The organism is Rhizobacter sp. P2_G4 (assembly GCF_056403575.1).
This window is the reverse complement of the sequence record NZ_JBFUFG010000001.1, coordinates 341948-365687: the sequence shown is the minus strand read 5'-3', so window position 1 is coordinate 365687 and position 23740 is coordinate 341948. Positions and strand designations below refer to the sequence as shown.

Genomic DNA, 23740 nt, shown 5'->3' with positions numbered 1-23740 from the left:
AACCGTTTCGTAGGGGACTCAGGACCTTGCTACGGTTTAGTTGACGCTTCCAACTGACGGCGACGGCAGCCCTCGCGTTCAAGCCCAGCTGAGTCAACAACCCATCGTCGTGGGCCGGCGTCGTATCACCCTTCAGCCAACGCCGCCGAGAGCGCACGATCCACGTCAGGGCTGCGGTACATCGCTTCCGGAATTCGCGCGAGCGTGGACTCGTGGAGCTGCTCCGCCCCGAGGCCATAGAACTTCTGGAAGCTCATGATCAGCGGGCGCCATTGGTCCGGGTCCACACGATCGTGTTCGCCCTGCATCAGGATGCGTTTGTCGAGGTGCACGCGCTGGATGCGCAGCTCGAAGGTCGCGATCTTGCCGCGCAGCACCGCGTCATCGGCCGCCAGGCCGTGGGTGGCTTCGACCACTGCTTCCATCTGCACGGGGCACTCGCGCACGCGCGGCGACTTGACGGTTTCGGACGCGTCGGGCGTCAGTCCCGCTTCGCCGAACTTGTCGCGCAGGTGGCGGTAGCCGCGCGCCCGCTTGAATTCGGGCACCGGCTCGCGCCCGGTGGTCAGCGCGAGCCGGTTTACTGCCGCCACTTCGTTCACCGACGGCAGGTTGAGCACGCACTCGCCGGTGCGCAAGAGGTTCTGCGCTGTCTGCGAGCCGCAGCCGAGCCCGATCACGCAGCGCCAGCCGAGCCAGAAGGCCGACGACATCGGCGCGAGGTTGAATGAATCGTCTTCGTTGACGCTGCCGATCAGAACGACGGGCGTGCCGAAGTAGAGGATCGATGGGGTGCTCGAGATGTGCATGATGGCTCCGGCGTGCCGGGCGAGGGCCCGGCGTTCGAAACCAGTGTCGGCATCACGGCGTGCCGCTGCTGGCCGGAAACGGCCATGGAGTTCGGCGCAGGCTTTGTCTACTTCTGCGGCACGTAGCGCGCGCCGTAGGCGAGCAGCGCCGAGGCCAGCACCACCGCGCCGAGGGCCAGGGTCAGCGAGGCTGCGGTGGCGATGCTGCCGATCAGCGGCGGGCCGATCATGAAGCCGCTGTAGCCGATGGACGTGACCGACGCGATCGCAGCCGCCCGGCTCACACCCGGCACACGCGTCGCTGCGTTGAAGAGGATGGGCGCGACCGGCGCCAGCCCTGCACCGACGAGCGCAAAGCCGATCAGCGCGATCCACGCGTTGGCCGAGAGCAGCACGACCGCCATCGACACGGCCGACAGGCCGGCACCGAAGCGCAGCAGCGCCTGTTCGGAGTAGCGCGCGCGGAGATAGTCGCCGCCGAAGCGCGCCAAGGCCATCGCCGCGGAAAAGGCCGCGTAGCCGAGCGCGGCCTGGGCCTGCGGCATGCCGACGTCTTGCTTCAGGTAGAGCACGCACCAGTCGTACATCACGCCTTCGGCCGTCATGCCGGCGAAGATCAGCAGGCCGATGATCAGCAGCAGGCCGCGCGGCCAGGCGAACTGCGACTTCTCGCTCTCATCGCTGCCGCTTGCATGGGTTTCGAGCATGCCGCGCGCCGAGACGACGGCCACAAGCGCGACACCGGCGCAGATGCCGAAGAGCTGGAGCCGCGGTGGCACGCCAGCGCCGAGGAGGTAGGAGACGAGGGCCGCGCCCGTCATGCCGCCGACGCTGAACATGCCGTGCAGGTTGCTCATGATGGCGCGGCCGCTGAGGCTTTCGAGCTCCGACCCTTCGGTGTTGATGGCCACGTCGAACAGGCTCATCGACCCGCCGAACAGCATCATGGCGGGTAGCAGCGCCACCACGTTCGGGAACTCGAGCACGAGGCCCAGCATCAGGCTCATCACCAGCGACGCCAGCATCGCGGCCTTGCGCGCGCCGATCAGGCCGACGATGCGGCCTGCCACGAAGAGCGACAGCACGGCACCGATTGCTGCGGAAAACAACACCATCGAGAGCGTGGCCTCGCTGATCGCGTAGCGGGCCTTCAAGGACGGGACGTGCGCGCCCCAGGTGCCGGCGAGCGTGCCGAGCGCCATGAACTGGAGCCGGGTGGCCCAGCGTGCACGGCGCAGGGCGGAAAGGGAATGCGGCACGGGGTGTGCCGAAGCGCTGATCGAAGTCATGAACGAGTCTCGGGATTTCGGTGTCGCGCGATGCGCTGCGACAGGCTGCGGCAGTGTGCCAGAATGTGCCGATTCGTGCACATAGCCGAAAAGCCCATGAAAGCGAATCGACCTACCCGAAAAACCGATCAGCCCGCCAAGGCTGAGGCAGCGCGCCCTCGCTTTGCCGAAGAGCGGCAGAGCGCGATCGCACAGATGCTGCGCGAGGCAGGCCGCGTCGAAGTGGCGGCCCTCGCCACGCTGCACCAGGTGTCCGAAGACAGCATCCGCCGCGACCTGCGCCAGCTGCAGTCGCGCGGGCTGGTGCAGAAGACACACGGCGGAGCCATCGCGCTGCATGTAGGCGCCATGCCGATGGCACAGCGCAGCGACGTGAAGGTCTCGGCCAAGCGCAGCATCGGCCGCGCTGCGGCGGCGCGTGTGCAGGCGCACCAGACGCTCTTCATCGACAGCGGCAGCACCGCACTCGCGCTGGCGCAGGCGCTGGCCGCAGCCGGCGCCCCGCGGCCGCTGACGATTGTCACCGCCGCGCTCGACGTGGCGCTGCTCTTCTGCGGCGACGCCCAGGTCACTCTGGTGCTGGCCGGCGGCGAGTGGTCGCACGAGACGCGTGCGTTCTTCGGGCCGCAGGCCGAGAGCACGGTGCGTGCACACCGCGCGGACTGGGCCTTCCTCGGCGCTTGCGCCCTTCACCCACGCCTCGGGCTCACCTCATCACACGGCGGAGATGCGCTGCTGAAACGCGCCATGCTGGACTGCGCCGCGCAACGCGTGCTGCTGGCCGATGCCAGCAAGTTCGAGCTGGTGCAGCCGCAGGTTGTCGCCGGGCTGGACCAGGTGGACGTGGTGGTCACCGATGCCGCGCCGAAGTGGCTGCGCGCGGCGGTGAAGGCTGTCGAGCGGGTTTGAGCGGCCGGGCTCGCGCCAGCCAAGCGCGGTCGGCGGTGGCCTTCAGGTCACGAAGCCAGCCGCAACCGGCGCGTCACCCCGCTTTGCCACGAGATCGATCTCGATGCGCGCGCCTTTGGCAAGACCGGTCACGCCGATGCATGTTCGAGCGGGTCGACGCCCGGCTGCGAAGTGACTGGCGTAGACGGCGTTCATCGCCGCGTAGTCTTCATCGAAGTGCGTGAGGTACACACGCACCGACAGCGCGTGCTCCAGGCCCAGGCCGCAACCGGCCAGCACCGTCTGGAGGTTCTTCAGCACCTGGCGCGTCTGCGCCTCGATGCCTTCGGGATAGGGTGCGTCCACCGAGGTGCCGACAAACGGCATCTGCCCGGTGACGAACACCCAGCCGTCGGCTTCGACTGCGTGGCTGAAGGGGGCAACCGGGTCGGGTGCGCCGGTGATCATGTGGAAGATGGGCGACATCGTGCAAGGTGAGATGGCAACGACCGTCAGCATAGAGCCGCTGTCGCTCATCTTTGAAGTTCGACACGCGTCACGGCAAGCCAGTTGCATGCCAAGCCGTTCACTCGGTGGCCTGGCCGCACGCCGGCACCTTGCAGAAGTGGCTTCGCCACTCCTTGATGAGCTGACGGCGGTTGCCGGGGTAGCGTTCGTCCAGAAAATCAGCGCTTCGAATCCGGTCGGCGCGAAAGAGCCGAACCTCCTGGCGCAGCTCGCACCATGCGGAGATGAAGCGCTGCGATTCGACGAAGCCGATCATCATGGGCCAGATCGTTCGTGCGGCCGTCGTCCCTGCCTCATCGGTGTAGACGATGCGCATCTTGTGCTGCTCACGCATGGCATGGCGGACTCGCCCGAGATCAAGGCCCGACGCGTCTTCATGCCCGCCGACGTAGAACGTGTCGTCGTCATCCAACGCACGCTTCATCTCGGCAGGGATCACGCCGCCGATCTTGGCCAACGCGTTCTGCGCCGCGAGCGCCAGCGCCTGGTCCGGCTGGTGGTTGACCCACTTGGCACCTGCCACGAGTGCCTGGATCTCTTCCTCCGTGAACGACATCGGAGGAAGCAGAAACCCTGGCCGCAGGATGTAGCCGACACCCGCTTCGCCAACGATGTGCGCACCCATGCCTTGCAAGGTGGCAATGTCGCGGCGGATCGTGCGCAGCGACACCTGCGTCTCCCGCGCCAGCACCTCGCCCAGCACCGTGCCGCGGCGTCGGCGAAGCACCTGCATGAGTTCGAACAGTCGATGGCTTCGAGACATGCTTACTCCACGGCGATCAGGCCCTTTCCACCGATTCTCTTGCCGGCTTCGAGCTCACCGATGAGGCGGATCGCTTCACCCAAGGGCACGGTCTCGGCGATCGGCAAGCGCAGGCTGCCTTCGCTTGCCGCGCGCGCCACGCGGTCGAGTATCTCGGGCCTCGCGCTGCAGACGATGGGCTTGAGCTTGCGGCTCACCAGCGCGCGCAGGAACTTGACCGGTGTGGGGTCGATGTCGAGAAGCACACCCTTCTCGCGCAGCATCGAGAGACCCACCGACGTGGGCAGCATGGCGGCCGTGTCGTAGACGACGTCGTAGCGCTGACCGAGCTTCGAGAAATCGGTGGTCCGATAGTCGTAGACGTCTTGCAGGCCCAGCGCGCGAGCGCGTTGCATCGCAGCGGCACTGCAACTGCCCGATACCTTGGCGCCCAGCATCCGGGCGATCTGGACAGTCGCTTCACCCACGGCCCCGGTGCAGCCGTTGACGAACACATGCTGGCCGGCCCGCAGGTGCGCCTTGTCGACGAGGCCGTTCCAGGCGGTGACGCCTGGGGTGGCCAAGCAAGCCGCGTTCTCGAAGGAGAGCGCATCGGGCTTGTGGGCGATGAAGCTCTCGTTCGTGATCACCGCATGGCCGAAGGCGCCGCTTTGCTTCAGGCGGGCCATGCCGAACACCGCGTCGCCCGGCTTGAAGCGCGTGCTGCCTGGACCCACGGCGATCACCGTCCCGGAGAAGTCCATGCCCATGGGGCGGGGGAAGGCCCTGCCCGTGATGATCTTCATCAGGCCGTTGCGCACCTTCCAGTCGATGGGATTGATGGCAGCGAACCTGACCTTCACTGCGACCTGGCCCTGGCCCGGCTCTTCCAGCGTGAAGTCTTCGAGCCGCATCGTCTCTGGCCCGCCGTACCGATGGTATTGAACGCGCTTCATCGAGCGGCACTCGATGGGTAAGGAACAGCCGCGAGGGCCTGTGCGAATACCGCTGGCTTCCCAGTCGTCATGATGAATGTCTTGTTGTGAGTGAGAGGGTCAATGTATTCAGCACTGGTGACAGATTCCGGCACCAACGTGAACAAGACATCGGCTGGCGTCAGGCTCGCAAGGACGCCATGTCGATGACGAACCGGTACTTCACGTCGCTCTTCAGCATCCGGTCGTAGGCCGCATCGATCTGCTGGATCGGGATCAGCTCGATGTCCGAGGTGATGCCGTGCTGGGCGCAGAAGTCCAGCATCTGCTGGGTTTCCTCGACGCCTCCGATGAAGGAGCCTGCGATGGCGCGGCGGCCGTAGACCAGTGGTGCCGTGTCGAACGTTGCGTCCAGCGGCCCCAGGTAGCCGACCAGCACCAGGGCACCGTCGAAGTTCAGGGTCGATACATAAGGGCCGACCGGATGGACGTAGGGTACGGTGTCGAGGATCAGATCGAACCGGCCGACCCCTGCGGCCATCTGCGTGGCGTCGGTCGAGACGACCACGTGGTCGGCGCCCAGAGCGCGCACATCTTCTTCCTTGCCTGCCGATCGCGTGAACAGCGTGACCTCGGCCCCAAGCGCCTTGGCCAGCTTGAGGGCCATGTGGCCTAGCCCGCCCAGGCCCACAACGGCAACCTGGCTGCCGGGGCCGATGTTCCAGCGCTGCAGCGGCGACCAGCTGGTGATGCCGGCGCACAGCAGCGGCGCGGCGCCGGCCAGGTCCAGCCCGCTTGGCACGTTAAGCACAAACCGGTCTGACACCACGATGCGTTCCGAGTACCCGCCGAATGTGCGCGTGCCGTCATGGCGATCGGTGCTGCCGTAGGTGAAGGTGGGCGTCTGCGCACAGTGCTGCTCGTAGCCGCTTCCACAGGCCACGCAGCGGCGACAGGAGTCGACCATGCAGCCGACGCCGACGTGGTCACCGGGCTTGAAACGCGTGACGCCTGAGCCAACGCCCGACACGCGGCCGATGATCTCGTGGCCAGGCACGATTGGGTAGGTCGTGAAGCCGCGGTGATTGCGAGCGAGGTGCAGGTCGGTGTGACAGACGCCGCAGTAGAGGATGTCGATCACGACGTCGTCGGGGCGCGGCTCGCGCCGCTCGAAGACGAATGGCACCAGAGGATCCGTAGCGGACTGCGCCGCGTAGCCGAACACGTTCATGTCAGCTCACAAGCCGAGGAGCCGCTCGGCGTTGCCGTGGGCGATGAGGGCCTTGTCTGCGTCACTGACCGGCAGGCGCTCGATGAAGGCACGCGCGCCGTCCAGACTCTGGTACGGGTAGTCGATGGAGTACAGGATGCGCTCCGCCCCCATCAGCGTGTGGATGAACTGGAAGTGCGGCAAGGTCAGCATGCCGCTGGGCGACACGAGCACGTGCTCGCGGTAGGTCTGCACGATGGGGCGCTTGAGGCCCGAGGCCTCCTGCGGGATGGAGTCCTCCAGCCTTTGCAGGAAGAACGGCACCATCTCGCCCCAATGGCCGCTGATGACCTGCAGCCTGGGGTAGCGGTCGAACACGCCTGCCAACAGCATGCGCACGACCTGGATGCCCGCTTCGTTGTGCCAGCCCCAGGCAAACATGGCCAAGCGCGCGCCGAGCTCACGCTCGAAGCCGCCGTAGTACGGCGCTTGCACGGCGGGCAGCGGCAGCCCGGGGTGGACGTACAGCGGCACGTTCAACTCGTCGAAGGCGGCGAGGATGGGCGCGTACCGCGGGTCATCCAGAAAGCCTTCGCCGGGACGGCCATTGATGAGCGCGCCCTTCAGGCCCAACGCCTTCACTGCCCGCTCCAGCTCGCGTGCGGCAGCCTCGGGCGCCTGCCATGGCAGCGTGGCGAACCCTGCGAAGCGCGTGGGGCGGGTCTGTGCCGCGAGGGCCAGCTTTTCGTTGGCGGTGCGGCACAGGGCGATCGACTGCTCGGCAGGCAGCAGCTGGGGAAACCCGCCGTAGGAGAGCACCTGCATGCCGACGCCTGCTGAGTCCATGTCGGCGAGGCGCGCCTTGCCCATGTCCAGCGCTTTGCGGGCGGACTCGCTGGGCGCGATGACGTGCGGGCGGCTCCGATCGGCCACGTGCCGGCCGTCGACCACGCGGCTGCCCCAGTCGGGCAGATACGGCGCCTCGGCGAGCACGAGGCCTTGCGTGGCCGCGCCGATGGCGGGGTCGAGCACGTGCTCTTCGACGCAGATCAGTTTCACGCGGTGCTCTCTTTCATCTCAGCGGCACGTCACGCCAGCAACGCGTCGCGCAGCGCTTCGCCCAGGCTCGCGGCGGACTGCGGGTTCTGGCCGGTGATGAGTCGCCCATCGACGACGACGTTGTCGGCCCAGTTGGCAGCGTTCTGGTGGTGTGCGCCGCGTTCGTTGAGCGTGGACGCGAGCAGGAAGGGCACCACGTGGGTGGACTGCACTTCCTCTTCCTCGCCATCGGTAAAGGCGGCCACCTTCTTGCCGGCCACCAGCAGGCTGCCGTCGGCACGGCGCGCGTTGACCAAGGCGGCAGGGCCGTGGCACACCGCCGAGACGATGCCGCCCGCCGCATCGATCTCGCGGATGGCCTTCTGTGCGGCCGCGCTGTCGGGGAAGTCCCACATCGTGCCGTGGCCACCGGCAAAGAAGATGGCCGAGTAGCGCGCCGGGTCCACGTCATCCAGACGCAGCGTGTGAGAGATGGCGTGGCGGAACTCGGCATTGGCCCAGTAGCGGGCAACGACCACGTCTTTCATGTCCTCCAGGCCATCCAGCGGCGCATCGCCGCCTTGCGGAGAGGCGAACTCCACGCGGAGGCCCGCTGACTGCAACTTCTCCAGCGGGTGAGTGACTTCAGCCAGGTTGTAGCCAGTGGGAATGCCCGTCGCGCCCTTCACCGCGTTGCTGGTGACGACGAAAAGAATGGGCTTGATGTCAGACGCTTGCTTGGTCATGGTTGGGGGTTCTCTGTTGAAGCGAAGGTGCGCGTGTGTGCTGCTCAAGACGCGAGGTTGCTGACGAAGAAGGACGTGAGCTTGGCAACGGCCTGGTCCACGTAGTGAGGCTGGTCGTACAGCGCGATGTGCGTGGCGCCTTCGATGACGAATAGCTCTTTGGGCCCGTTGGAAAGCGCGTACGCCTGGTCGCTGAAGATCTTGGTGTCGGCGATGCTCCCTGCGATGAGGAGCAAGGGTTGCGTCAGCAGATCCGGAATCAGGGGGTAGACCGAAAAGGCCAGCATCCTGTCCATGCTGGTCAGCGGGAACAGGCCCGGTGCGTTGGGGTGCTGACCACGGGGCGTGTGGTAGTAGTCGTACCCTTCACGCATCATGGTCGGCGTGTTTTCGTTGATATCTTCCAGGCGCTCGGGAACCGTCGGGAGATCGACGGTCTTTTCTCCCCGTGCTTCCGCCGTGCGCTGACGGGCGGCCGCTTCCAAGGTCTTGATCAGCTCGGCGTTTGGAATCGGAACACCAAACGCGCTCCGGGCTGCCTCGCCCATCGGCGTGGCGCTGACCCCGGCCACGGCCTTGAAGCGGCGCTCGGTCTGGGCCACGGCGAGTGCGTATCCACCGCCGGCACAGATGCCGAAAACGCCCATGCGCTCGACGTCGACGTACGGGAGCGTGGCGAGAAAGTCAGCTGCGCAGCGCGCGTCTTCGACGCGGGTCGTGGGGTCCTCCAGGAGGCGAGGTTCGCCACCGCTTTCGCCCTGATGGGACGAGTCGTACACCACGACCACGAACCCCTGCGCGGCGAGCCGCTTGGCGTAGAGGCCGATGGTCTGTTCTTTCACGCCTCCCATCGGGTGAACTCCGACGAGGGCGGGGTACTTCTTGTCTTCGCGGAAGTCGTCCGGAACATGAAGATGCCCCGCAAGCTCGACCGCCTTGTTGGTGAATGAAACGACCTTGATCATGGCGATGCGCTTGCTATCAAGCGTTGCCGGGTGCGAAGAGTGCTTCCCAGTGGAAGGGGCCCAGCGGGATGACGTCCCAATCGATGAGCCCGGCCTTGGCCAGCGGGAACTCGCGCAGAATTTTCTTGGCGGCTTCAACCGAGTCGCACTCGGCAATGATGGCGACGCCCGGGCGGTCCTGGCGGAAGTAGATGTCCCGCACGACGCCGCCTGTGTAGAGCTGCCAGGTGTGGCGCACTTCGTCCAGCATGTGGGGTTGGTACTTCTCCAGGCTGGCGCCGGGTTGGGGAATGTCGAGGCAAAGCAGTTTCATGGTGGGTCTCTTGGTGGAGGTCTTGGGGTAAGAAAGATCAGGCGGGTTGAAGGCCGGCGCACGGTGTCGGCCACGCGTTCAGCCGCTGTAGGTGGGCGCACCGAAGACGATGGATATCAATGCGGCTTCTCCTGCGGTTTCTGCAGGTCGACCTGGAAAAGCGCGATGCTACGGTTGACTGCAGGTCGCCAGTGGCGAACGTTTCTCACAACTCTGTCGCTTGAAACGCGACAATGACCCGCATGCAAGATCGACTGGATGGTGTGGCGGTGTTCGTCGCGACGGTGGAAGCCGGTGGCTTCGCGCGGGCTGCCGAGCGCTTGTCGTTGTCGCGATCAGCGGTCGCAAAAACAATTGCCCGGATCGAGGCACGGCTTGGGGTGCGGCTGTTCCACCGGACCACGCGCGTGCAGAGCCTGACCGAAGACGGTCACGTCTATTACGAGCGCTGCACCCGTGCCATCGAGGAGCTGCGCTCGGCCGAGGCCTTGCTCGAATCTGGGCGGAGCGAGGTCAACGGCCGGCTGCGGGTTTCGATGCCGGTGCTTTTCGGCCGCTATTGCGTTGCGCCGATCCTGCTGGCGTTCGCGCGGGAGCATCCGAAGCTCGAACTCGAACTGTGTTTCAGCGACCGTCCCGTGGACATCATTGCGGAGCGCATCGACCTCGCCATTCGCAATGGCGCCATGGGATCGGCCACCGGGCAATTTCGCGCGCGCAGACTGACCAGCCAGAAGAAGGTGCTATGTGCCTCACCGGCGTATCTCGCGGCGCGCGGCCGTCCCGAAGACATCGCCTCGCTCGCGGCGCACGACGCCTTGCTGTACTGGCGTGCGGATTACGTGCAGCCTTGGCTCGTGCCGAATGCGGAAGGCAAGCTGGTCGAAGTCACGTTGAGTTCGCGGCTTCGGCTCGACGATCTCGAGGTGGTGGCAGACGCTGCAACGGCCGGCATGGGGCTCGCCTGGTTGCCGCACTGGCTCATCAAGGACCGGTTGCAGGCGGGCGCACTGATCCCGCTGCTCGGCAAGCATCCGAGCGCCTTCGTCGAGTGCCATGCGCTGTGGCCCGCTACCCAGCACATGCCGCTGCGCCTGCGGTTGGCGATCGACGCTTTGGTTGCTGAACTGCCCGAGGTGGTGGAGCCGTAGCCAAAGCTGGGTGGGGTGCAATCAGGCGGTGGCCTGCCGCATCAGGCTCTCGACATCGCGACGTGGTGGCGTCCCGAACTGGCGTGCGTACTCGCGCGTGAACTGGGAAGGATTTCCATACCCCACTTGATAGGCGGCGGTCGCAGCGTCCAGGCCGCCGGTGACCATCAAGCGTCGGGCCTCCGTCAGCCGCAGCCACTTCTGGAACTGAAGCGGACTCATCGACGTGAATTGCCGAAAGTGGTGATGAAACCTGGATGGACTCATCTCCACGCGGCTGGCGAGTTCCTCGATGCGAAGTGGCTCGTGAAAGTTGGACTTCAGCCACTCGATCGCGCGGCCGATGCGCTGGTTCTGACTGCCGATGGAAGCCATCTGCCACAGGTACCTGCCGCCGTCGCTGCGCAGCACCCTGTAGAAGATCTCCCGCTGCAACAGCGGCGCCAGCACCGGAATCATGTCGGGCTCGTCAAGCAGTCCGACGAGCCTGTCAAAGGCCTCGAGAAGCGCCAAGGTCGTCTCCCCGAGCACCATGCCGCGGTCGCTGACTGGCTGCCGGTCGGGGGGGTGCAACTTGCTCTCCATCATCAGCTCGCCAATCACCCGCGCGTCGAGCTTCAGCACGACACTCAGATACGGTGAATCAGGCGAGGCCTCTGCCACCTGCAAGACCACCGGCAGGTCGAGCAGGGTGATCAGGAAGCGTTGACTGTCGTAGGCGTAGGACTCCGATCCGAACTGAGCTCGCTTGGCACCTTGAACCGGCAGCGCGATGGCAGACCCCACCATGCAGCTGACAGGCCCGCCGACCTCCGCGTGCCGGTACAGGCTCAGGCCGGGGATCGCGGTTTCGCACAGCTCTTGGTCAGCCGTCCACTCGGCGATCCGCGACGCAATGTGAGTCCGCACGCGTTCGAATTCGGTATGCATTCGTCGAATCATAGGGACCGGCAGCGCGATCCTGGCTGATCAAATTGCCTGCAGCAGGATCAGGCAAGCATTCAGGAGTATTCGTCTACCGCAACGCCGGTCCCACGACCAGAATCGATGCAGAACGCAGCAAAGCGCCCATGCGCATTGCCGTGACGCCGCAGAAGGAAATCGATGAACCCAACGATCCGCTCCCGCCTCTTCCGGGCCATGCTGCTCGCGGCTGTCGCTTGCGGCTCGTGCGCTGCATTTGCGGCCGACCTTCGGGCACCGGACAGCTTCTCCGCGATCGCCGACAAGACCGAGCGTTCGCGTGCCCTCTTCGTCGAAGCTGGCAAGGTGATCCAGAGCCCGCGCTGCCTCAACTGCCACCCGGCCAGCGAGCGCCCGACGCAAGGGGCCGACATGCACCCGCACAGCCCCCTAGTGGTGCGCGGCGCCGACGACAAGGGCGCCATCGGCATGCGATGTACCACCTGCCACCAGAGCGCCAACTTCGAGCCCTCCGGGTTGCCCGGCCATCCGCTGTGGCACGTGGCGCCCAAGAGCATGGCCTGGCAGCAACGCTCGCTGGCCCAGATCTGCAGCCAGATCAAGGACCCGCGCCGCAACGGCGGCAAGTCGCTGCCTCAGATCCATGAACACATGGCCAGCGACTCGCTCGTCGGCTGGGCGTGGCAGCCGGGTGGAACGCGCGAACCCGCGCCCGGCACGCAGGCGCAGTTCGGCGCCCTGATCGCCGCCTGGATCGAGAGCGGCGCTGCCTGCCCGCGCTAAGCCCCGGCACCCCATCAGACCCACCCTCTTGGAGCACCGCATGCCTGTCACGCTCAACGTCAACGGCCAGAACCGCGAGGTCGATGTCGACCCTGCCACCCCGCTGCTGTGGGTCATCCGCGAAGACCTCGGCCTCACCGGCACCAAGTACGGCTGCGGCATCGCCCAGTGCGGCGCGTGCACGGTGCATGTCGACGGCGAGACGCTTCGCTCCTGCTCGGCGCCGGTCTCCGCTGTCGCGGGGCGCAAGGTGGTGACGATCGAGGGCGTCTCCTCGCGTGCCGCACGAGCGGTGCAGAAGGCCTGGGTCGAACTCGACGTGGTGCAGTGCGGCTACTGCCAGTCGGGCCAGATTATGTCGGCCGCGGCGCTGCTGGAGAAGAAACCCAAGCCGAGTGACAGCGACATCGACCATGCGATGGCCGGCAACATCTGCCGCTGCGCAACCTACCACCGCATCCGCGCCGCCATCCACGCCGCGGCCAAGCAACTCGCCTGAGGCCGCCATGCATGCGCTGATGAAAAATGCCCTCGACCCCGAGGCGCGCGACCGTCTGGCTCGCGAGCTCGGGCTGTCCACCGTCGAGCAGCCGCCGGCGGTAAGCCGTCGATTCATGCTGCAGGCGCTCGCCGGTTCCGGCCTGGTTCTGGGCTTCGGCGGCCTGGCGGCTGGCGAAGCCTTCGCCGCCGGGCTGGCCGCCGAAGGTGCTGCCACCGGGCCGCTGGCACCCAACCCGTTCGTGCGCATCGGCACCGACAACCTCGTCACTGTCGTCTGCAAGCACCATGAAATGGGGCAGGGCAACATGACAGGTCTCACCTCGCTCGTGGCCGAGGAGCTCGATGCCGACTGGGCGCAGATGCGTAGCGAAGCCGCACCAGCCGACGCCACGCGCTACAACAACCTGAAGTTCGGGCCCATGCAGGGGACCGGCGGCTCGACGGCCATCGCCAACTCGTACCTGCAGTACCGCAGCGCCGGTGCGGCCGCGCGCGCGATGCTCGTGGCCGCCGCGGCCGATGCGTGGAAGGTGCCCCCCACGGAGGTGAAGGTCTCCAAGGGCGTGCTCAGCCACGCCTCTGGCAAACGCGCCAACTTCGGCGAGATGGCCGAAGCGGCCAGCCGGCAGGCCGTGCCGGACAAGCCGATCCTCAAGGCCGATAAGGATTTCACCGTCATCGGCAAGAACGGCTCGACGCCGCGCATCGACTCGCCGTCGAAGTGCAACGGCAGCGCCGTCTACACCATCGACGTCAAGCTGCCCGGCCTGTTGAGTGCGGTGATCGCCTTCCCGCCGAGCTTCGGTGCCACGCTGGTGTCGTTCGATGCTGCGGCGGCGAAGCAGGTGAAGGGCGTGACCGACGTCGTGCAGGTGCCCGAGGGCGTGGCCGTCGTTGCCACGGGCACCTGGGCCGCGCTTCAGGCCCGCAAGGCGCTGAAGCTGCAGTGGGACGAAGCCACGAGCGGCCAGTTCGACAGCGAGAAGACGCTCGCCGCGTACCGCGAGCAGGCGAAGCAGCCGGGTGCGCCTTTCACCAAGCCGGCCGCTGGCGCGCCGACGTCCACGCCGACTGTGAAGACGATCGAGGCGGTCTACGAGTTCCCGTTCCTCGCCCACGCGACCATGGAACCGATGAACTGCGTGGCATGGCTGCACGACGGCATGCTCGAGACCTGGGGTGGCCACCAGTTCCCGACCCTGGACCAGATGTTGGCCGCCAAGGTGGCGGGCCTGCCGATGGAGAAGGTCAAGCTGCACAGTGTGTACTCGGGCGGCAGCTTCGGCCGACGTGCCAACGGCTCGGCCGACTTCACCGTCGCCGCGGTCAACGTCGCCAAGGCGATCGGCCGGCCGGTGCCGGTGCGGGTGCAGTTCTCGCGCGAAGACGACACCGGGGCCGGCTTCTACCGGCCGATGATGGTTCATGCGGTCAAGGTAGGGCTGGATGCCAAGGGCGGCATCTCGGAGTGGAAGCACACCATCGTCGGCCAATCGATCATCGCCGGCACGCCGATGGAGTCGATGATGAAAGAGGGCATCGACCCCAACTCCATCGAAGGCGTGTTTCAGTCGCCGTACGCGTTGCCGATGATGGCCGGCGAACTGCACTCGCCGAGCCTGCCGGTCAAGCCGCTGTGGTGGCGCTCGGTCGGCAACACGCACACGGCCTACGTGATGGAGACGCTGATGGACGAGCTGGCCGCCGCAGCCGGCCAGGACCCGCTCGCGTTCCGGCTCGGCTTGCTGAAGAACAGCGAGCGCGCCGCCGGCGTGCTGAAGCTGGCTGCGCAGAAGGCGGTCTGGGGCCGGCCGGCGAAGGCAGGCATCGCCCAGGGCATCGCGATGCACCACTCGTTCGAAACGTTCGTCGCCCAGGTGGCCGACGTGTCGATGAAGAACGGCAAGGTCAAGGTCGAGCGCGTGGTCTGCGCCGTCGACTGCGGCATCGCCGTCAACCCCGACGTGATCCGCGCGCAGATAGAAGGCGGCATCGGCTACGGCCTGTCGGCGCTGTACTACAGCGAGGTCGAGATCAAGGCCGGCCGCGCGGTGAATCGCAACTTCGACACCTACCGCGCCCTGCGCATCCACGAGATGCCGAAGATCGAGGTCTACATCGTGGACAGCAAGGCGGAGCCCACCGGTGTCGGAGAGCCCGGCCTGCCGCCGCTCGCGCCGGCGGTGGCCAATGCGGTGGCGCGGCTGGGCGGGCCGCGGGTGCGGCGGCTGCCGTTCGCGCGGGCAGGTCTGATTCAGGCCTGAAGCTCCGGGCGTACGGATCGCCTGCGTTCAGGCGAATCAGGCAAGCATTCAGCAGCATTCGCCTTCGCGCTGTGGGTCCTGCAGACCAGAATCGATGCAGGAGTGAATGATGATGACCACCCGAGAGTTCCTGGCCGGCATGGGGGCTGCCGCGCTGGGGTTGCGCACCGCCTCGCCTGTTCTCGCGCAGACCTCCACGCGTCCGCTCATTCGCTGGGCCGAGCTGGATGTCGACCCTGCGAAGCTGGAAAGCTTCAAGGTTGCGGCCAGTGCGCTCAAGGACGCGGTCCTTCGCACGGAGCCCGGCGTCGTGGCTTACCACGCAGTCTCTGAAGCCGACCACCCCGCGCGGGTCCATGTGTTCGAGATGTACGACGATGCCGAGGCCTATCAGGCTCACGTGCGACAAACTCACTTCCAGGACTTTCGCACCACAACCGAAACGATGGTGACAGGCCGCCGGCTGCACGACGCCGCGGCCATCAAGCTCGGCGCCAAGGCGCGCTTGACCGCGTCACCGCTGGTGCGCATCGCAGAGCTCGAGATCGACCCGGCTCAGTTGTCTGCATACGAGGCCGCCGTCTCGGAGGAAATCGACGAATCGATCCGCTCGGAGCCGGGTGTGCTCACCATCTACGCGGTGGCGTTGGCAGACCAACGGAGCCGCCTGCGATTCCTCGAGATCTATGCCGACGACGCGGCATATCGCCAGCATCTGGAATCGCCGCACTTCAAGAAGTACGTGCAGGTCACCCAGCCCATGATCCGGGCGCGAAAGTTATCCGAAGCGCGGCCGGTGTTTCTCGGCCTGCGGCAGCGTTGACTCCACACCAGCGACTCACGAGAACATGAAGAGAACTGCGCGTATTGCAGCCGTTGGCGCCTTCGCCGCGGCAGCTGCGCTGCTTCCGCTCCAGGCCCGCGCGCAAGCGTCGTCCACCAAGCCGCCGCCTGCCTTCTACATCTCGGAGTTCGAAGTCACGGACCCTGAAGGCATCCGCCCCTACAGTGCCGCCGTCGAATCGACCTTCACGCCCTTCGGCGGCCGCTACGTGGTGCGTGGCGGACAAGCCAAAGCCCTTGAAGGTGAGGAGACCAAGCGCATCGTGATGATCGCCTTCCCGAGCTTCGAGCAGGCGCAGGCCTGGTACGACTCTCCTGCCTACCGCGCCATCCGGCCCATCCGCCATCAGTCCGCCAAGTCTCGGGTCTTCATCGTGGAAGGGCTGCGACTCGAGCCCAACTGACGGCCTCGCCGATCACCCACCCGCACCTCGAAAGGTTGTTCGACCATGAATTTGACAGGCAACACCGTCCTCATCACCGGCGGAGCGAGCGGCATTGGCTTCGCGCTGGCGCGCCAACTGTCGGACAGAGGCAATCGCGTCATCATCTGCGGACGAAGCGAAGAGTCCCTGGAGACAGCGAAGGCACAGGCACCGGCGTTGCTCACGCGCGTCTGCGACGTCGCTGATCCGACAAGCCGCCGCGCCCTGCTTGCTTGGCTCAAGACGGCTCATCCCGGCCTGAACGTCGTCATCAACAATGCCGGCGTTCAATACCGCCGCAGCTTCGCCGATGCCACGGCGCTGCAGGACCTGGATCAGGAGGTGTCGATCAACTTCACGGCGCCCATTCACCTGATCGGTGACGTGCTGCCCTTGCTGAGGCAACAGCCGCAGGCCGTGATCGTCAACGTGAGTTCAGGGCTCGCGTTCTCGCCGATGGCCGACGTGCCGGTCTATTGCGCTACCAAGGCCGCGATCCATTCCTTCACGCTGAGCCTGCGTCATCAGTTGAGGGCGACGAGCGTCCGGGTGGTGGAGCTGGCGCCCCCGATCGTCGACACCGGGTTGGGAAGCGGCACCCGCAGCGAAGGAACGGCCCGCCAGCAGATGATGTCGCCAGAGGACTTTGCGACCGAGGCGCTTGCCCAGCTGGAAAGTGATCAGGTCGAGATCATGGTGGGCATGGCGGCGAACACGCGCAAGCTCGGCGAAGCCTTGTTCGATCGGATGAACACCCGCTAACGAGGCACGCCTCACCGGAAGCCCTCACGAGAATGCGTCGATCTCCAATTCCTCCGCGGAGATGACGGTGCGCGCCAGGCTGCTCGCCCCCACAGCCGGGGCAGAATCGGCGCGGCGATCCGCTGGATCAGGCCGCCCGTCACAGGTCGGTAGCAACCCGCAAGCGAGGATATCCAGTGATTTCGTTCCGCCAGCGCTCACTCACGAGCCACACGAAAGACATTTTCATGCAGTGGCACGCGGTTGCCGTGCGCTGGTAGCCGCTGCGTTTTGCGCTGCGACATGGTCTGGTCGATCAAGCGGTGGCGAACTGCCTGTGTGGCCGCGCTGTTGGGGCTGGCTGCGCTGTGCGCGCATGCCGAGCGCATCGTGCTCGAGTCGTATCAGGAAGCGGAGGGGCTCACCAACCTGACGCCGCATTGCCTGGTTCAGGACGCACAAGCGCTGCTGTGGATCTGCACCGAAAACGGCCTGTTCCGCTTCGACGGCTTCCGCATGCACGCCGAGCCGCTGCCCAGCGAGGCCGGAGGTTATCTCTACGGCGGCCGCGTCGATTCACAAGGGCGGCTGTGGGTGCTGGCCGAGGGCGGTGTGTTCATTCGCCAGGCCGAGCCGGGCGGTCTGCGCTGGACAGAGGTACTCAAGCCGAATGGCAAGCATCTGCATGTCATGTCGAACCAGCAGTTCGAGATTGACGGTCACGGCGCGGTGTACGCGCTCGATGAAGACAACGTGATCTGGACCGCCGCTGCCGGCGGCGCGCTCGGCAGCTCGCTCGTCGTGCAGCGCGTGGATGTGCCGGCACCGCACTCCCTTTCCAACCAGTTGCTGCCGATCAAGCGGCGCGCAGAGGCGCTCTGGTTCTGTTGCGGCGACAGGCTGTGCGAATGGCGGGATGGCAAGATTCAACACTGGGGCCCGGCCCAGGGCTTGCCAGAGGACATCTGGGGCAACCTGCTGGTGTCACGCGATGGCAGCCTTTGGGCGCGCAGCAGCGGGCATCTCGCACGCTTGGCACCGGACGCCACGGCCTTTAAAACGGTGGCAGCGCCCATGCGGCGTGCCGTGTACGACACCGACGCCACCATCGAGGATGCGCAGGGCGCAATCCTGACGGCCACGGACCACGGCATCGCACGCTGGAACGGTGAACGCTGGCTCGAGTGGACGGGTACAGAGGGGCTGCCCGAGACGCCGGTCAGTGTGCTGATGTTCGACGCGGAAGGTTCGCTGTGGTTGGGCGCGTCCGGGCGTGGCGCCCACCGCTGGATCGGCTACGGCCAGGTGGAGCACTGGACCGAAGCCTCTGGTTTGCCGGCACCGGCGGTGCTCGACCTGGCACGCGACGGAAGCGGCCGGCTCTGGGCAGCCACGGGCAAAGGGATGGCATGGTTCGACGCTTCGGCCCGCAAGTTCCGCAGAAATGCACTGCTCGCGCGCACAGCGGAGCCTGTGCATGGCCTCGCAGTGGACGGAGCTGGCGACCTTTGGTGGGTGCAGGGTGGCCGCCTGCTGAGCGTGAAAGCCGGCGGCGTCGAACCTCGCACCATGGCGCCCAAATCCGACCTGTATGTTGTCTCCCAGGGGGACGGCCGGGTCTATGCGAGCGGCAACAAGGGCCTGGAGCGGCTCGACGCGACGAATTCGGGGCTGCGCCGTATGCCGGTGGCGGACGGCCAGTTCGATCCGCGCTCAGACAGCCGGATCGTGCTGGACGGAAAGCAGGAGCGCTTCATTCGCACCGGCCGCGATCTATGGGATCGGCGGCAGGACGGGTGGGCGAAGGTTCGAGACGTCCAGGGGCAGTTGATCGATTCGCTGGTGGCCACGGTTGCGGAGGGCACGCTGTGGGCCAGTGGATCGGATGGGCTCGGCGCCTACATGCCAGACGCAAGCGGCGCGCGCCAACTGCTGTTCCTGCCCAAGTCCGCCTTCGGAGGGGCGGCGGCGTCAGGGATGCGGGCAGGCCCTGACGGACGTTTGTGGATGAGCACCGATCAGGGCATCTTCATCCGTGCCACCGACAGCACCTGGTCACGGCTGGATCGCCGCACGGGGCTGGTGTGGAACGACCTGACCTCGGGCTTCCTGGCCGACGGCGACGGCGGCGTGTGGATTGCCACCACCGCCGGCCTTACTCATCTGTTGCCCGGCGCGCACGCAGCGCCCTTGCCCGCCTTGCGGCTGGACGAGATGGCGTTCGGCAACCGCACGTTCCGCACACCACCGGCAGAACCCGTGGCCTGGCAGGACCGCTTTCTTCGCGTCACGGTGGGAACGGCCGGTTTCTCCCGTGCGCGTTCGCTGCACATCGAATACCGCCTTGGGGCCGATGCGCCATGGCACACGGCGCAGAGTTCTGTGATCGACCTCGGCGCCGCGGACCCGGGTGCACACGTGCTGGAACTGCGCACGGCCGGTCTCTCGGCCGTGGAAGGTGTTGGCCCGGTGCTGCGCATGAACTTCGAGGTCCGGCCCCCATGGTGGAATTCTGCGGAAGCCCGCGGCGCCTATGCAGCGGCCCTGTTGATCCTGTGGTGGTTGTCCATCCGTTGGCTTCGGCGCCGTGACCGCGCGCGGCAGCGGACACTCGAGGCCGCCGTGGCTGAACGCACAGCGGCCTTGGCCTCTTCGGAGGTGGCGCTGCGCCGGCTCGGAGAGCACAACGCACAGGCGCTGGAAGACGAGCGCTTGCGTGTCTCCCGCGAGTTGCACGATGAGATGGGCCAGCAACTCGCGGCGCTGCGGATGGAGGTCTCCATCGCCAAGGTGCGCGCCAACTCGAATAAGCCCGTCGAGACTGCGCAGCTAGAGACACTGCTCGGCCGCGTGGACCGCCTGGTGGGCACCGTGCGCGGGCTTGTGTCGCAGCTGCGGCCGCCCGCGCTCGACGGTGGCCTGCAAGCAGCCCTCGAATGGCTGGCGGCTGAGTTCACGAACAACACCCAGCTGCCATGCACCGTGCATGTCGACCCCGACGCGCATCAGCTGCCGCCGCAGACCGCCACGATGGTGTTCCGCATCGCCCAGGAATCGTTGACGAACGTACGCAGGCATGCCGGAGCTCGCAGCGCGAAGGTGAGCTTGACGCGCGAAGGCGAAGCGTGGGTGCTGGCGGTCAGTGACGACGGCCAAGGCTTCGATCCGTCGGCCCACCGACCCGGCTTTGGTCTTCTCGGGATGGAGGAACGCGCCCGCCTGCTCGGCGGCAGCCTCGGCGTTCAGAGCACGCCGGGTGCCGGCACCCGGATCGTGTTGCGCATAGAGGCCGCTTCAATCAGCGAGTAGGCCGCTGGGTGCATGTCGCTCCTGCACCTGGTTCTGAGACCTCGCCCTACTGTCCAGGCGGCGGCTGCCAAAGCTCCACCTTGTTGCCCTCGGGGTCCATCACCCAGCCGAACTTGCCGTACTCGGAGTCGTCCATCTTCTCGAGGACCTTGCATCCTTCGTCCCGTAGCGCCTGAAGGACAGCGGCCAAGTCTTCGACGCGGTAGTTCACCATGAAGGTCGACTTGCTTGGCGCGAAGCCCGCGCCGTCTGCGGCGCCGATGGACCACACGGTCGTTCCCTGGGTCGGGTTGCCCGCCGCGTCGGTCCAGCTGAATGCGGTGCCGCCCCACGCCTGCACGTCGATGCCCAGGTGCTGCTTGTACCAAGCCCGCAATGCGACCGGGTCGTTCGCGTTGAAGAAGATTCCTCCGATGCCTGTGACTCTCTTCATCTGAGCCTCCCGAGTGCGATCAAGTTGAACGGCATTGCTTTTGCGACGCCCGACGATTGGCGGAACTAGGCCGCCTCTTCGCTGAGCGCAAACCCAGTGTATTTCTCAGCTGCGGTGACCTCTCTGCCCACGAACGGTGGGGCGATGTACTTCGCCGCGGCCTCACGGCTAATGAACTCCATCTCGAAGATGACCAGCGCATGGTTCCGTGCTTCGTACACATCAAGCGCCCCACCTTCAACCGAGTACCTCACTTTGGTTGCGGTTCTGCCGGGAAGCACCGAGAGAGATTGGTACTCGGCTTCCGACAGATAGATGTTCACGACCGATTCGGGCTCCGATCCGATTCGCTCGTACTTCTTGCCGAGCTTGAAGACGGGTGGACAGCGCTGCTCGCAAATTTTGCGGAGCCTCAGACGACCAGCAGTGAGGTATTTGTCTTCGATCGTCCGCGCCCGCACAGCAGATAGGTGAAGACCGTCGATTGTTTCGACAAGCCACCGACGTTCGATCTCGGCGTATGAATACTTGGGTGGCATGATGTCTTTCAGAGCGCTCCAGCGCCTTGGTTCAAAGCGAGACAGGGGAGTCAACGTACAAGCAAAGTATTCGCCAAACCGGGTCGGCGAAAAGGACTCCAACAATATGCCGTTGTCAGATCCCCAGAAGCTCGCGGACCATGCGGCGCGTCGGCGTCAACGCAGCGTCGTGATACTTGTTCTGTCGAACGCGGGCGTCGGGTTGCTACTCGCGTTCCTCGTCTACTCGGTTCTCTCTGCGTCGAAGGCCTCGTACACACAACAGGCGAATGACCTGGCAGAAGGGATGGTCGCGATTGCGCAAGTCAGCATTGCGAGCGACCTTGGCCAGATCGATGCGGTCATCCGCGCCACAGGTTCGGAGCTGACACGGGTTCTGAGCAATCAGCCAACTGACAGAGCGCCCGTGCAAGGCATTCTGACCTCGAATCTCAAACTGCTCAGTGGCGTGGAAGCGCTGCGTTTCTCTGATGACACGGGCCGCGTGCGCTGGGGAAACGATCTTCCGCCGGGTGCACCCCCAAGCGTTTCAGACCGCGAATATTTCAAGCAGGCGCTGCTTCACACGTCTGACGACACGCTTGTGACGGGCCCGCTTCGTTCACGGGTCTCGGGCAACTGGGTCGTCGTCTTCATTCGGCCACTTCGCGTCGATGGCCAGTTCAAAGGCATTCTTTACGTCAGCGTTGCTGCATCTCACTTCTACGAACTGTTCGAACGCTATGACCTGACCGATCAGGACGCAGTCACCTTGCGCAACAGCCAGCTGGAGCTGATCGCACGCCGCGCGCCCGGCAGTTCCGTGCAGGGGCAAGTCGGATCGACGACGGTTTCAGAGCAGCTCAAAGCTGCCGTCTTGAACCAACCATCGAATGGAACGTTTGCTTCGACGGTGGCCGTGGACGGCGTCGAGCGCATCACTGCCTATCGAAAAATCGAGGGCTGGCCTTACACCGTGTTTGCCGGCATCTCCCGCGACCGGTTCTTCAAGCCATGGGCGGCCCAGGCGTGGACGGTTTCCCTCCTGGCGGCCCTGGCCTGGGCACTCGTTGCAGCCGCATCCATTGCCGTCTACACGGCGAGCTTGAGAGAAGGTGCCGCCATGCAGGCACTCGTTGGGCAGACACGCCGCGTCCAGGCGCTGCTGCGAATCGCAGGCGACGGAATACACATCGTCAACCGCGCAGGAATGCTGGTCGAGTTGAGTGACTCCTTTGCCGAAATGCTGCGCTCTTCTCGCGCCCGTTTGCTGGGGCGCCACATCTCGACCTGGGACGCCAATCAGAACGAAGCAAAGGTTGGCGCCTGGCTCTCCAAGGTGAAGGACGGCGACAAGCAGCGGGTCGACGTTCAGCACCGTCGTGATGACGGCAGCGTCTTCGATGTCGAGCTCAACATGCGCGTGGCCGAAATCGACGGTCAGCTCTTTGTGTTCGGGTCCGGGCGCGATGTGACGGAGGCTCGACAGCTCGTTCGCGAGCAGGCAGCCGTGCTCGAAAGCGATCTCGTCGGCATGGCGAAGGTCGAGAAGCGCGTCATCAAATGGAGAAACAGGGCGTTCGAACGGATCCTGGGATACGGCCCCGGCGAGCTGGAGGGCACGTCGACGCTCGCTCTCTATGAGAACGAAGACGTGTTTCGCCAGATCGGCGAGGAGCTCTACCCCGTCATCGGCGCAGGAAAGCAGTACCGCACCCATGTCCGCATGCGGCACAAGCATGGCGAGGTGCTGTGGATCGACCTGAGCGCCACGCGGCTGAGCGACACGGAGACCTTGCTGATGGCCGTCGACATCACGGCCATGAAGAACGCTCACGAGCAGATGGCGCATGTTGCGTTTCACGATGCCCTGACCGGGCTGCCGAATCGTCTGCTTCTCGCCGATCGCCTCGGACGGGCACTGAGCATTTCAAAACGAGAAGGCTTCCTGGTGGCGGTTTGCTACCTCGACCTGGACGGCTTCAAGGCCGTCAACGACACGCTCGGCCACGACGCTGGTGATGCATTGCTGGTGGAGATAGCGCGCAGGCTTCAAGCCAACATCCGCCCATCGGACACGGCGGCGCGTCTGGGGGGCGACGAGTTCGTGCTGGTCCTGCAATTCGTGCCCTCCGATGACTGGCACCGTGGCTTGGAGCGCGTTGTCGAGGCGCTCGCCGAGCCCATCGTGCTGCCCAACGGCGAAGTCGCGAAGATCGGAGCAACGTTCGGCGTGGCGATCTCGTACGACGCAGACCGCTCCAGCGCAGAGGAGCTTCTGCAGCGTGCGGACCGCACGATGTTGACCGGCAAGCGCACCGGCAAGGGCGGGATCTACGTCGACTGACTGTGCACCGGGGTCATGCCTCCGACGGCCTTGACGTC

At 65.7% G+C, this 23740-nt stretch carries 23 protein-coding genes; 10 read left to right on the top strand and 13 right to left on the bottom strand.

Annotated elements, in window-relative coordinates:
- Window positions 1-125: 125 nt before the first annotated feature.
- Together AC1DYS_RS01825 and AC1DYS_RS01820 are read right to left on the bottom strand one after the other, a co-directional pair.
- On the bottom strand, window positions 126-809 hold the full coding sequence (locus AC1DYS_RS01825) for a flavin reductase family protein (RefSeq protein ID WP_477895469.1): 684 nt from the start codon (window positions 807-809) through the stop codon (window positions 126-128).
- Between the two features lie 107 nt (window positions 810-916).
- Window positions 917-2098 carry an MFS transporter gene (locus AC1DYS_RS01820; protein ID WP_477895467.1) on the bottom strand — a complete coding sequence of 394 codons (1182 nt, stop codon included), beginning with the start codon at window positions 2096-2098 and terminating at the stop codon, window positions 917-919.
- A gap of 96 nt (window positions 2099-2194) precedes the next feature.
- Here AC1DYS_RS01820 and AC1DYS_RS01815 point away from each other — a divergent pair, with 96 nt between their 5' ends.
- Window positions 2195-3007, top strand: coding sequence for a DeoR/GlpR family DNA-binding transcription regulator (locus AC1DYS_RS01815; RefSeq protein ID WP_477895465.1), 813 nt, complete (start codon window positions 2195-2197; stop codon window positions 3005-3007).
- 42 nt (window positions 3008-3049) lie between these two features.
- Here AC1DYS_RS01815 and AC1DYS_RS01810 read toward each other — a convergent pair whose 3' ends face one another.
- The 8 genes from AC1DYS_RS01810 to AC1DYS_RS01775 all read right to left on the bottom strand — a co-directional run bounded on the left by AC1DYS_RS01810 (window position 3050) and on the right by AC1DYS_RS01775 (window position 9463).
- Window positions 3050-3472, bottom strand: a complete 423-nt coding sequence (locus AC1DYS_RS01810; protein WP_477895463.1) for a RidA family protein — start codon at window positions 3470-3472, stop codon at window positions 3050-3052.
- A gap of 100 nt (window positions 3473-3572) precedes the next feature.
- Window positions 3573-4277, bottom strand: a complete 705-nt coding sequence (locus AC1DYS_RS01805) for a helix-turn-helix transcriptional regulator (RefSeq protein ID WP_477895461.1) — start codon at window positions 4275-4277, stop codon at window positions 3573-3575.
- A gap of 2 nt (window positions 4278-4279) precedes the next feature.
- Window positions 4280-5212 (bottom strand): NAD(P)-dependent alcohol dehydrogenase, encoded by a 933-nt coding sequence (locus AC1DYS_RS01800; RefSeq protein WP_477895459.1) that lies wholly within the window; start codon window positions 5210-5212, stop codon window positions 4280-4282.
- A gap of 160 nt (window positions 5213-5372) precedes the next feature.
- Window positions 5373-6422, bottom strand: a complete 1050-nt coding sequence (locus tag AC1DYS_RS01795; RefSeq protein ID WP_477895457.1) for an NAD(P)-dependent alcohol dehydrogenase — start codon at window positions 6420-6422, stop codon at window positions 5373-5375.
- Between the two features lie 6 nt (window positions 6423-6428).
- The gene (locus AC1DYS_RS01790) at window positions 6429-7460 is read right to left on the bottom strand and encodes an amidohydrolase family protein (protein ID WP_477895455.1); all 1032 of its coding nucleotides are present in this window, start codon (window positions 7458-7460) and stop codon (window positions 6429-6431) included.
- A 29-nt stretch (window positions 7461-7489) separates the two neighbouring features.
- On the bottom strand, window positions 7490-8185 hold the full coding sequence (locus AC1DYS_RS01785) for a type 1 glutamine amidotransferase domain-containing protein (protein ID WP_477895453.1): 696 nt from the start codon (window positions 8183-8185) through the stop codon (window positions 7490-7492).
- Between the two features lie 44 nt (window positions 8186-8229).
- Window positions 8230-9150, bottom strand: a complete 921-nt coding sequence (locus AC1DYS_RS01780; protein ID WP_477895451.1) for an alpha/beta hydrolase — start codon at window positions 9148-9150, stop codon at window positions 8230-8232.
- A 16-nt stretch (window positions 9151-9166) separates the two neighbouring features.
- Window positions 9167-9463, bottom strand: a complete 297-nt coding sequence (locus tag AC1DYS_RS01775; protein WP_477895449.1) for a YciI family protein — start codon at window positions 9461-9463, stop codon at window positions 9167-9169.
- A gap of 233 nt (window positions 9464-9696) precedes the next feature.
- Between AC1DYS_RS01775 and AC1DYS_RS01770 the strand changes: the two genes are divergently transcribed.
- Complete coding sequence (locus AC1DYS_RS01770) at window positions 9697-10614, top strand: LysR family transcriptional regulator (protein WP_477895447.1); 918 nt, start codon at window positions 9697-9699, stop codon at window positions 10612-10614.
- Between the two features lie 21 nt (window positions 10615-10635).
- On the opposite strand, the gene AC1DYS_RS01765 is transcribed toward AC1DYS_RS01770, so the two are convergent.
- Window positions 10636-11544 carry an AraC family transcriptional regulator gene (locus tag AC1DYS_RS01765; RefSeq protein WP_477895445.1) on the bottom strand — a complete coding sequence of 303 codons (909 nt, stop codon included), beginning with the start codon at window positions 11542-11544 and terminating at the stop codon, window positions 10636-10638.
- A 174-nt stretch (window positions 11545-11718) separates the two neighbouring features.
- Here AC1DYS_RS01765 and AC1DYS_RS01760 point away from each other — a divergent pair, with 174 nt between their 5' ends.
- From AC1DYS_RS01760 to AC1DYS_RS01730, 7 genes are all read left to right on the top strand, one after another.
- Window positions 11719-12321: an Isoquinoline 1-oxidoreductase subunit gene (locus AC1DYS_RS01760; protein WP_477895443.1), complete on the top strand. Its 603-nt coding sequence runs from the start codon at window positions 11719-11721 to the stop codon at window positions 12319-12321.
- A gap of 40 nt (window positions 12322-12361) precedes the next feature.
- On the top strand, window positions 12362-12820 hold the full coding sequence (locus AC1DYS_RS01755; protein WP_477895441.1) for a (2Fe-2S)-binding protein: 459 nt from the start codon (window positions 12362-12364) through the stop codon (window positions 12818-12820).
- Window positions 12821-12935: 115 nt separating this feature from the next.
- On the top strand, window positions 12936-15086 hold the full coding sequence (locus tag AC1DYS_RS01750; RefSeq protein WP_477897237.1) for a xanthine dehydrogenase family protein molybdopterin-binding subunit: 2151 nt from the start codon (window positions 12936-12938) through the stop codon (window positions 15084-15086).
- 109 nt (window positions 15087-15195) lie between these two features.
- Window positions 15196-15909 carry a putative quinol monooxygenase gene (locus tag AC1DYS_RS01745; protein WP_477895439.1) on the top strand — a complete coding sequence of 238 codons (714 nt, stop codon included), beginning with the start codon at window positions 15196-15198 and terminating at the stop codon, window positions 15907-15909.
- 25 nt (window positions 15910-15934) lie between these two features.
- Window positions 15935-16333, top strand: coding sequence for a DUF1330 domain-containing protein (locus AC1DYS_RS01740; protein WP_477895437.1), 399 nt, complete (start codon window positions 15935-15937; stop codon window positions 16331-16333).
- Between the two features lie 45 nt (window positions 16334-16378).
- The gene (locus AC1DYS_RS01735; protein ID WP_477895435.1) at window positions 16379-17116 is read left to right on the top strand and encodes an SDR family oxidoreductase; all 738 of its coding nucleotides are present in this window, start codon (window positions 16379-16381) and stop codon (window positions 17114-17116) included.
- 573 nt (window positions 17117-17689) lie between these two features.
- Window positions 17690-20404: a sensor histidine kinase gene (locus tag AC1DYS_RS01730; protein WP_477895433.1), complete on the top strand. Its 2715-nt coding sequence runs from the start codon at window positions 17690-17692 to the stop codon at window positions 20402-20404.
- Window positions 20405-20450: 46 nt separating this feature from the next.
- Here AC1DYS_RS01730 and AC1DYS_RS01725 read toward each other — a convergent pair whose 3' ends face one another.
- Both AC1DYS_RS01725 and AC1DYS_RS01720 read right to left on the bottom strand, forming a co-directional pair.
- The gene (locus AC1DYS_RS01725; RefSeq protein WP_477895431.1) at window positions 20451-20837 is read right to left on the bottom strand and encodes a VOC family protein; all 387 of its coding nucleotides are present in this window, start codon (window positions 20835-20837) and stop codon (window positions 20451-20453) included.
- 65 nt (window positions 20838-20902) lie between these two features.
- Window positions 20903-21376, bottom strand: coding sequence for a CYTH domain-containing protein (locus AC1DYS_RS01720; protein ID WP_477895429.1), 474 nt, complete (start codon window positions 21374-21376; stop codon window positions 20903-20905).
- A 106-nt stretch (window positions 21377-21482) separates the two neighbouring features.
- Between AC1DYS_RS01720 and AC1DYS_RS01715 the strand changes: the two genes are divergently transcribed.
- Complete coding sequence (locus AC1DYS_RS01715; RefSeq protein WP_477895427.1) at window positions 21483-23702, top strand: bifunctional diguanylate cyclase/phosphodiesterase; 2220 nt, start codon at window positions 21483-21485, stop codon at window positions 23700-23702.
- Window positions 23703-23740: the final 38 nt, after the last annotated feature.

Excerpts from the sequence above, each read along its gene's own strand:
- AC1DYS_RS01825 (WP_477895469.1), bottom strand. The coding sequence starts at position 809 with ATGCACATCTCGAGCACCCCATCGATCCTCTACTTCGGCACGCCCGTC.
- AC1DYS_RS01820 (WP_477895467.1), bottom strand. The coding sequence starts at position 2,098 with ATGACTTCGATCAGCGCTTCGGCACACCCCGTGCCGCATTCCCTTTCC.
- AC1DYS_RS01815 (WP_477895465.1), top strand. The coding sequence starts at position 2,195 with ATGAAAGCGAATCGACCTACCCGAAAAACCGATCAGCCCGCCAAGGCT.
- AC1DYS_RS01810 (WP_477895463.1), bottom strand. The coding sequence starts at position 3,472 with ATGTCGCCCATCTTCCACATGATCACCGGCGCACCCGACCCGGTTGCC.
- AC1DYS_RS01805 (WP_477895461.1), bottom strand. The coding sequence starts at position 4,277 with ATGTCTCGAAGCCATCGACTGTTCGAACTCATGCAGGTGCTTCGCCGA.
- AC1DYS_RS01800 (WP_477895459.1), bottom strand. The coding sequence starts at position 5,212 with ATGAAGCGCGTTCAATACCATCGGTACGGCGGGCCAGAGACGATGCGG.
- AC1DYS_RS01795 (WP_477895457.1), bottom strand. The coding sequence starts at position 6,422 with ATGAACGTGTTCGGCTACGCGGCGCAGTCCGCTACGGATCCTCTGGTG.
- AC1DYS_RS01785 (WP_477895453.1), bottom strand. The coding sequence starts at position 8,185 with ATGACCAAGCAAGCGTCTGACATCAAGCCCATTCTTTTCGTCGTCACC.
- AC1DYS_RS01780 (WP_477895451.1), bottom strand. The coding sequence starts at position 9,150 with ATGATCAAGGTCGTTTCATTCACCAACAAGGCGGTCGAGCTTGCGGGG.
- AC1DYS_RS01775 (WP_477895449.1), bottom strand. The coding sequence starts at position 9,463 with ATGAAACTGCTTTGCCTCGACATTCCCCAACCCGGCGCCAGCCTGGAG.
- AC1DYS_RS01770 (WP_477895447.1), top strand. The coding sequence starts at position 9,697 with ATGACCCGCATGCAAGATCGACTGGATGGTGTGGCGGTGTTCGTCGCG.
- AC1DYS_RS01765 (WP_477895445.1), bottom strand. The coding sequence starts at position 11,544 with ATGCATACCGAATTCGAACGCGTGCGGACTCACATTGCGTCGCGGATC.
- AC1DYS_RS01760 (WP_477895443.1), top strand. The coding sequence starts at position 11,719 with ATGAACCCAACGATCCGCTCCCGCCTCTTCCGGGCCATGCTGCTCGCG.
- AC1DYS_RS01755 (WP_477895441.1), top strand. The coding sequence starts at position 12,362 with ATGCCTGTCACGCTCAACGTCAACGGCCAGAACCGCGAGGTCGATGTC.
- AC1DYS_RS01750 (WP_477897237.1), top strand. The coding sequence starts at position 12,936 with ATGCTGCAGGCGCTCGCCGGTTCCGGCCTGGTTCTGGGCTTCGGCGGC.
- AC1DYS_RS01745 (WP_477895439.1), top strand. The coding sequence starts at position 15,196 with ATGATGACCACCCGAGAGTTCCTGGCCGGCATGGGGGCTGCCGCGCTG.
- AC1DYS_RS01740 (WP_477895437.1), top strand. The coding sequence starts at position 15,935 with ATGAAGAGAACTGCGCGTATTGCAGCCGTTGGCGCCTTCGCCGCGGCA.
- AC1DYS_RS01735 (WP_477895435.1), top strand. The coding sequence starts at position 16,379 with ATGAATTTGACAGGCAACACCGTCCTCATCACCGGCGGAGCGAGCGGC.
- AC1DYS_RS01725 (WP_477895431.1), bottom strand. The coding sequence starts at position 20,837 with ATGAAGAGAGTCACAGGCATCGGAGGAATCTTCTTCAACGCGAACGAC.
- AC1DYS_RS01720 (WP_477895429.1), bottom strand. The coding sequence starts at position 21,376 with ATGCCACCCAAGTATTCATACGCCGAGATCGAACGTCGGTGGCTTGTC.
- AC1DYS_RS01715 (WP_477895427.1), top strand. The coding sequence starts at position 21,483 with ATGCCGTTGTCAGATCCCCAGAAGCTCGCGGACCATGCGGCGCGTCGG.